This is a genomic window from Sulfurovum sp. bin170 (genome assembly GCF_010892395.1).
In the GTDB taxonomy this organism is placed as follows: domain Bacteria; phylum Campylobacterota; class Campylobacteria; order Campylobacterales; family Sulfurovaceae; genus UBA1140.
Map to the genome: position 1 here is coordinate 1 of NZ_JAACKB010000400.1, position 7,223 is coordinate 7,223.

Annotated in this window: 8 protein-coding genes; 7 read left to right on the top strand and 1 reads right to left on the bottom strand. The window is 36.6% G+C overall.

What is annotated here, in order from left to right:
• The 7 genes from soxC to GSY74_RS09480 form a co-directional block, all read left to right on the top strand.
• The coding region (gene soxC / locus GSY74_RS09450; protein ID WP_164664855.1) for a sulfite dehydrogenase at nt 1-1,133 on the top strand (1,133 nt) is incomplete at its 5' end.
• The gene (locus GSY74_RS09455) at nt 1,114-2,220 is read left to right on the top strand and encodes a c-type cytochrome (RefSeq protein WP_164664856.1); all 1,107 of its coding nucleotides are present in this window, start codon (nt 1,114-1,116) and stop codon (nt 2,218-2,220) included. The genes soxC and GSY74_RS09455, both read left to right, overlap by 20 nt.
• A gap of 151 nt (nt 2,221-2,371) precedes the next feature.
• The gene (locus tag GSY74_RS09460) at nt 2,372-2,818 is read left to right on the top strand and encodes a thiosulfate oxidation carrier protein SoxY (RefSeq protein WP_188108714.1); all 447 of its coding nucleotides are present in this window, start codon (nt 2,372-2,374) and stop codon (nt 2,816-2,818) included.
• A 56-nt stretch (nt 2,819-2,874) separates the two neighbouring features.
• Nucleotides 2,875-3,174, top strand: a complete 300-nt coding sequence (gene soxZ, locus GSY74_RS09465) for a thiosulfate oxidation carrier complex protein SoxZ (protein WP_164664858.1) — start codon at nt 2,875-2,877, stop codon at nt 3,172-3,174.
• 145 nt (nt 3,175-3,319) lie between these two features.
• Entirely contained in the window at nt 3,320-4,252 is a 933-nt protein-coding gene (locus tag GSY74_RS09470; RefSeq protein WP_164664859.1) for an MBL fold metallo-hydrolase, read from the top strand.
• Between the two features lie 8 nt (nt 4,253-4,260).
• Complete coding sequence (locus tag GSY74_RS09475) at nt 4,261-4,731, top strand: thioredoxin fold domain-containing protein (RefSeq protein ID WP_164664860.1); 471 nt, start codon at nt 4,261-4,263, stop codon at nt 4,729-4,731.
• Nucleotides 4,709-5,194 carry an MOSC domain-containing protein gene (locus GSY74_RS09480; RefSeq protein ID WP_255494598.1) on the top strand — a complete coding sequence of 162 codons (486 nt, stop codon included), beginning with the start codon at nt 4,709-4,711 and terminating at the stop codon, nt 5,192-5,194. The genes GSY74_RS09475 and GSY74_RS09480 overlap by 23 nt, the downstream gene beginning before the upstream one ends.
• A gap of 107 nt (nt 5,195-5,301) precedes the next feature.
• Here the strand turns inward: GSY74_RS09480 and GSY74_RS09485 are convergent, their stop codons facing one another.
• Nucleotides 5,302-7,116, bottom strand: a complete 1,815-nt coding sequence (locus GSY74_RS09485) for a DUF1566 domain-containing protein (RefSeq protein WP_164664861.1) — start codon at nt 7,114-7,116, stop codon at nt 5,302-5,304.
• Nucleotides 7,117-7,223: the final 107 nt, after the last annotated feature.

Here is a 7,223-nt window from a genome sequence, read left to right on the forward strand (position 1 = left end):
TAGGGGATCCTGTCACCAAAAATCGTTATGGAATTCCATCACCATATGAGCATAACAACACAAGACGAACCACGGCTCTCTTGGCTTCAGGAGACAACTATGCGTCTATCTCTATGTGTCCAATTCATGAGCAAGAGGGGATTATCACTCCAAACGGTCTATTTTTTAACCGTTCTCATGGAGGGGTAGCACATGTTGACCCTAAATCGTATAGACTTATGATTCATGGTCTCTTAGAGAAACCTCTAGTACTTACATTAGATGAACTCAAAAGATACCCAAGTGTCACTAGAATTCACTTTGTTGAGTGTCCCGCAAACGGTGGGCCAGAGTGGAGGGGTCCACAGTTTAACTCGATTCAGTTTGCCAAAGGTATGATGAGTCAAGCAGAGTGGACAGGTGTTATGATTAAAGATATTATCGCTGATTTGGGTCTCAAAAAAGAGGCACTATGGATGTTGGCAGAAGGGTGTGACAACTCAGAGATGGGTAGAACTGTTCCTGTTGAAAAAGTACTTGATGATGCGATGGTTGTCTATGCACAAAATGGTGAAGCTCTTCGCCCTGAGCAGGGTTATCCAGTAAGATTGATGCTTCCAGGTTGGGAAGGTAACTTGCAGGTTAAGTGGTTAAAAAGATTAGAGTTCTCAAAAGATCCATTTTACGCGAAAGAGGAGACTGCTAAATATACAGTTCTTACTCCAAGTGGAAAAGCGATTCAGCACTTCTATCCACTAGAGGTAAACTCTATCATCACTTCGCCATGCCCTGAGAAACCGTGGACTGATTTGAAAAAAGGTGATTTGGTTGAGATTCAGGGTCTTGCGTGGTCAGGTCAAGGTACGATTAAAAATGTTGATATCACTTTTGATGGTGGTAACACATGGAGAGAGGTGAGCCTCAAAGGGTTGGTGCTTCCAAAAGCTTGGACGAGATTTAGTTATATGTATAGATATGAGGGCAAACCACTACTTCTTGCAAGTCGTGCTGTTGATGATAGTGGTCATATTCAACCTACTATCGACCAAGAGACGGCAGTTGTGGGCGTAGAGGCTGTATATCACAGAAATTCCATTTGTACATGGGAAGTTACAGATAAAGGAGTGGTAAACAATGTTCATGTTAGATCATAAAAAAATTATTTCAACTGCGATAGTTGCTTCAGCTATCTTTTTAGGAACAGCCAATGCAGGTGAACAGGCGATTGATGGTGGTGCAGTCTATAAAGTAAAAGATGGCATGTATACTTCGTATGCTGTAAATACACAAGATAAAAAAGATTTCAAATATGGTAAAGCACCATCAAAAACAGAAATCGCTGCTTGGGATATAGATGTGATGCCAGATGGTACAGGTCTTCCTGAAGGTAAAGGTTCTGTTGAGAGAGGTGATGAGCTATATGAGGCACAGTGTGGAATGTGTCATGGTGACTTTGGTTCAGGTGGTGAAGGAAGTCGTAGTACCTACCCTACACTCTCAGTTGGAAGTGCAAGTACAGAGACGCTAACCAATCAGAGAAATATCCCTGATGCTGATGGACCAAAGAGAGTTATCGGTACCTACTGGCCATATGCTAGTACACTATTTTGGTATATTCAGTCAGGAATGCCTTTCACTCATCCAAAAAGTTTGAGTGATGATGATACTTACGCTTTGGTTGCTTATATGTTATCTATTAATGAGATTGAGATTGATGGTGAAACGCTAGAAGATGAGTTCGTTCTTGATAGAGCAAAATTCTTAAAGATTAAGATGCCAAATGTTGATGGATTTATTCCTAATATTGATGGTCCAGAAGGCCCTGCTAATATTAAGAAGTTCCTCAATGACCCAAATAATTATGGTAACGGTACAAGATGTATGAAAGATTGTCTCAAAGGCAAAGCAAATATCGTACGAATCAAAACTGAAATCAATGCTTTTGAGCCACCAATGTCGGTAGAGAGAAGTATGAAAGAGGAGACATCATCTGCTCCTGCACATCCTGGTAAAAAGGTATATGAAGCTAGTTGTTCTGTATGTCATGCCACCGATGCGATGGGTGCTCCAGATGTTGGTAACAAAAAAGCGTGGGATGCTACACTCAAAAAAGGTATAGATAAGGTCTATGCAAATGGTATGAACGGTATCAATGCAATGCCTCCAAAAGGTGGTGCTATGGACTTAACCGAAGAGCAATTCAAAGCAGCAGTTGACTATATGATAGACAACAGTAAGTAGGGTGGTGCTTTTAAGCCCACCTTTTAATTAGATAGATATTTTGCAAAACTCATTGGAATCGGAGATTTTAGTCCCGAACATAACGAGGCTAAAGCCATCGGTTCCTAATTTTGCAAGATGTCTAATCATCAAACATGAAAGGATTTTTATGATGAACAGAAGAAAATTTTTAGGTCTAGGTCTAGCGGCAGTTGCCCTTGCACCAACAGCAGTAAGTGCAATCGACTTTAGAAAAACAAAGCCAGACACATGGACAGCAGATGATGTTGAGTCAGGAATTGAGGCACTCTATGGTGCAAAGCCAACAGCGAGTGATAAGATTACACTAAAAGCTCCAAAAGTTGCAAGTAACGGTGGAGCAATCCCTGTTACTATCAGAACTGACATAGAGGCTAAATCCGTTGCAATTTTCCAAGATGCAAACCCAGAGAGTGCTGTAGCAGTATTTACAGTTCCTGAAGGTGGTATTGTTGACTATAGTGTTAAAATCAAGATGAAAGCTAGTGGTAAAGTTACTGTTATTGTAGAAGACAAAGCAGGTAAACTACACTCAGCAGAGCAAGAGATAGAAGTTGCACTTGGTGGTTGTGAAGGTTAATGCAACCTTTTTCACTTTAGATAGAGAATCAATAATAGACAAAGAAAGGAATTACTATGGGTAATATGAAAATCAAAGCAAAAGAGAAAGATGGTGTTGTTAAAGCTAAAGTAAAAGCTAAACATGAGATGTTGACATATAATGCAGCAAAGAAGAAGGGTAAAGAGGCGAATTTTATTACTCACATGATGGGTAAAGTCAATGATAAGATAGTTTTTGAAGTATCTTCAAGCCAGTTTTTATCAAAAGACCCACTCTTTAAGTTTCAATTCAAAGGTAAAGCAGGTGATAAACTTGTTATGACTTGGGTTGACCTTAAGGGTAACACCAAAACAGAAGATAAGAAAATCAAATAGATAAAAAACCGTAGGGTGGATTTTATCCACCGTTAAAAGCAAGATTTAATGGTGGGAATTTTCCCACCCTACAAAAGAAATAGTAAGTTATTGCAAAAGCACATAAAAGCATGTTTTTTTCCAATAATTTTAAAGGAAAAACATTATGATAAAAAAACTATCCTTCTCTCTTGTCGCTCTAGCTCTTTTTAATATATCGATTTATGCTGAGAGTTTTGACTATAAACTCTCCCCTAAAAAAGTCAGTGATAATGTATGGTGTTTCCTTGGTGTACTAGAGGGGCCTTCCAAAACCAATGCTGGTGCGATGGTCAATACCTGTTATATCAAAACGACAGATAGCTTTGTCTTGGTAGATAGTGGACCCTCATATCAGTACGCATCACAAGCGTATGAGGCGATGAGCAAGATTGCAAAACTGCCTGTCAAAACTGTGATTACGACTCATGAACATGATGACCACTGGCTTGGCAACTCATTTTATAAAGATAAATTCAATGCAGAAATCATAGGACCAAAATATATAAATGACCACTACAAAGCTGGGGATAAAACAAGAATGTTTAGAGTACTTCCCCAGAATGCCATAAAAGATACCAAGATTATCAAAGTGGATAAGACACCTGATAAAACAGTAAAGATGACCATTGGTGGTGAAGATTTTGAGATGATTCCTATTGGACAAAAAGCCCACACCGAAGAGGACTTTTTTATCTATATGCCAAAACGAAAAGTTCTCTTTGCAGGAGATTTAGCGATGAATGGGAGAATCACATCAAATCGACACGGCTCACTTCTTGGTCAGCTCAAAGCGATTGAGATGATGAAGAGCAAAGAGTATGAGGTGTTTGTCCCTGGGCATGGACTCAATACAGGAAAAAATGCGATGGATGATGCAGAAAAATACTTCACACTTCTACATAAACGAATTCTTAAAGCGATTGAGGATGGCGTGGAAGAGGATGAGATAACTGCTGTTGTGACTATGGATGAGTTTAAAGATAGAGCGATGTTCAAAGCACTAAACCCTAGAAATGTCTCTGATGCCTTTACAGAGATAGAGTTTGCTGAAGATTAAGTAACGATATGATTAAATCACTTCTGCTCATTATCACTCTCACTGTTATCTCCACGGCTTCTATTGATTTTGACATCAATAAAATTTCAGCTGATGCAAACAGAACCAATAAGCATATTATGATATTTTTTCATAAAGATTATTGTGGATATTGCAACAAGATGGAAGAGAATATAGAAAGTAATAATATCAGCAAAATTATAAAAAAAGAGTTTCTCCTGCTATCCATAAACAGAGATGATGACGAGATAGTAACCTATCAAAATTTCAAAGGAAGTAACCATAAGTTTGCTAAAGCATTAGGCATAGACTTCTATCCAACTTTAATTTTTGTAGATGGAAATGGTAGGATTGTATATGATGTTATTGGATATAGGGAGGAGAATCAAATCTCAAATATATTAAAATATATCACTAAAAAATCATATAAAAACATGACCCTAGAGGAGTTTAAAGATGAACTGTTATTTGATGAATAGAGAGAGAGTAGTAGGAAAAATTTTAGAGCTGTTTGTCTCAAAAAAAGGTGACTCTAGTAGAACATCAAAAGAGAAGCTAACTGTTGATGAGAATGGTGTTTGGGAAGATAAATTTTATGGAAAAGAGCCTAATAGGTCTCTGTTAATTACCTCTCTTGATAGCTATAATTTAGCCAAAGGGAAAAATATCAGTGTAGCACATGGTACTTTAGGTGAAAATATACTTATGGACTATAACCCTTATATGCTGAATGTTGGGACTCAAATAAGAGTCGGTGAGGTTATTTTGGAGATAAGCCAAAGCTGTACCCTCTGTAAAAGTCTGACCAAGATAGATAACAGACTGCCAAAGCTTTTGAAAAATGATAGAGGGGTTTTTGCTAGAGTGATAAAATCAGGTCATATACATAAGAGTGATGAGGTTTCTATTTTGTATTTTAAATATGATTCTAAAGAACTATAATGCTCCACATAGGTCATACGCATCAGGTTAAAAAGAAAATTAATTTATAAAAATAATCCCCAAATAAAGGGGATTTCAGTAATAAAAAAAGAAGAAATGATGAAAAACTATATTCCATCTCTAACACAACGAATCAAGTGCTTCTCTGATTTAGCACTCTTTTCTTCTATACCATTAGTGATATTAATAGTATATATTTTATTTTCATCCACTTTAGTAGAAGACCAAAAGAGTTCATTGTCTTGAAAAATATCTTTATTAATATTTTGAAGATCATCCAATGATGGTACATCCCAATCATCATAATCTCCAATTTTTAAGCCTTCACAATATTTAACAGCATCAATTTCATTACTATTAGAACCAGAAGTAGTATACGGAGAGGTAATTACTGTTCCTCCTATCGTTGGAGCACTCTCATCATATGTCATCTCAAAACCTGCATGTTCAAACTCCCATATCTTTCTCTGTGTTTTATCTATATAGTATCCCAAACAACCTAATTCATTTAAATTGTTATCTGCATCACTTTGATTTTGGAAGAACACTCCCTCCTCAAAAATTAGTTTTTCCTGTTCCTCTTGGACATTAGAAAAACTTGTAACAACTGTACTATTTCCTTCATAAAAGAGGGTTAATGTACTGTAGTCTGTAGTATAATCAAAAAGTCTATTTTTGGTTTCACCATCCTCTTCCCAAGAGATAGTTAATTTATTATTGGTAGCAAAATCAAGTTTCTCTACATGAGGATTTTCAGTATCACATGCTGTAATATAATATGTTTTTCCTGCAATTAGAGGCTTAAGTCTATCTTCAATTTCTACAGAAGCAGGTTCTGTGGTTGCTATAGCATTGGAATCTACAGATTCACTATAATATGCTTCAGCTTTATCTTTATCAAAATAGAGTCTACTTTGACCATCAGCTGTTCCAGCACTTTGATAAGCATCAAAAAGTATATAATCTCTATTTACTTTAAGGAAAATATTATAATTTTCAGTATCGAGTGATGTAAAGCGATTAATCTCTAAATTTATAGGATAGGTTCTTTGACTATTTTCTTCCAATAGATAGGTATCTGTTACCAAGGTTCCTTCACTATTAAATTCAAGTTTATTAAAATAATCTTTTTCTCCTAAAGGTTCGCTCAAATAGAGTGTTTTCCCTACTAATAATCTTTTAAGTTCTTTTGTCTCATTATCCTGTATACCCTCTGCCTCTGCCTCATCAATAATAGTATTCTCCATAGCCTCTTCTATACAGTTATCATCATCCTCACAAGCATCAATCTTCCGAGGCAACTCACCATCAATCCCAGCCTCTTTCAGCTCCTCTGCCATCTCACCAAGGTTAGCTAAAACAGCTCTAGGAGATGAAAGCTCTTTCTCTTTCAAAGTATTCAAGTTAATCTCAAAATCTTTCAAAAGAACCTCATAGAACTCCTCTCGATTATCCATCTCTTTGACAGCACTAATATCATTTGCTGTCAAATATCCAGCATCCACCATAGCTTGTAAGATAGAGAGGTCTTTCTCATCTTCTGTAGGTGCTAGTCCATTGAATGGAATGGTAAACTTATCTGTATAATGTTCGCTACCTGTATTTTGAAGTTCAAGTAAGAGAGGTAGAGTTGCATCATATGTCTCTAGTAGATATCTGCCCTCTGCTGTATTTGTAATCTTATTCCAAATAGTAGCAACCGTATCACCTTTATTTATACTCACTTCTGCTTGAAGCTCTGTAACTCCACAGATACCATCTCTGTTCTCATCTTGACAGATATTCACCACAATCGATTGTGGAATCCCTACTAGATTTAAAATCTTTTGTAGTAACGCTTTCGCCTCATCACTACTTCCCCCACCACAACTTGCTAATCCTAATATGGATACTATACTTAATGACCATAGAAACTTTTTCATACTCTATCTCCTTATTATGTTTATAAGATATTATGATAACATAGCGAACTTACCCAACTCCTTAAAATAATTTGATTTTATTTATTAAATAAAATTAATAATATTCA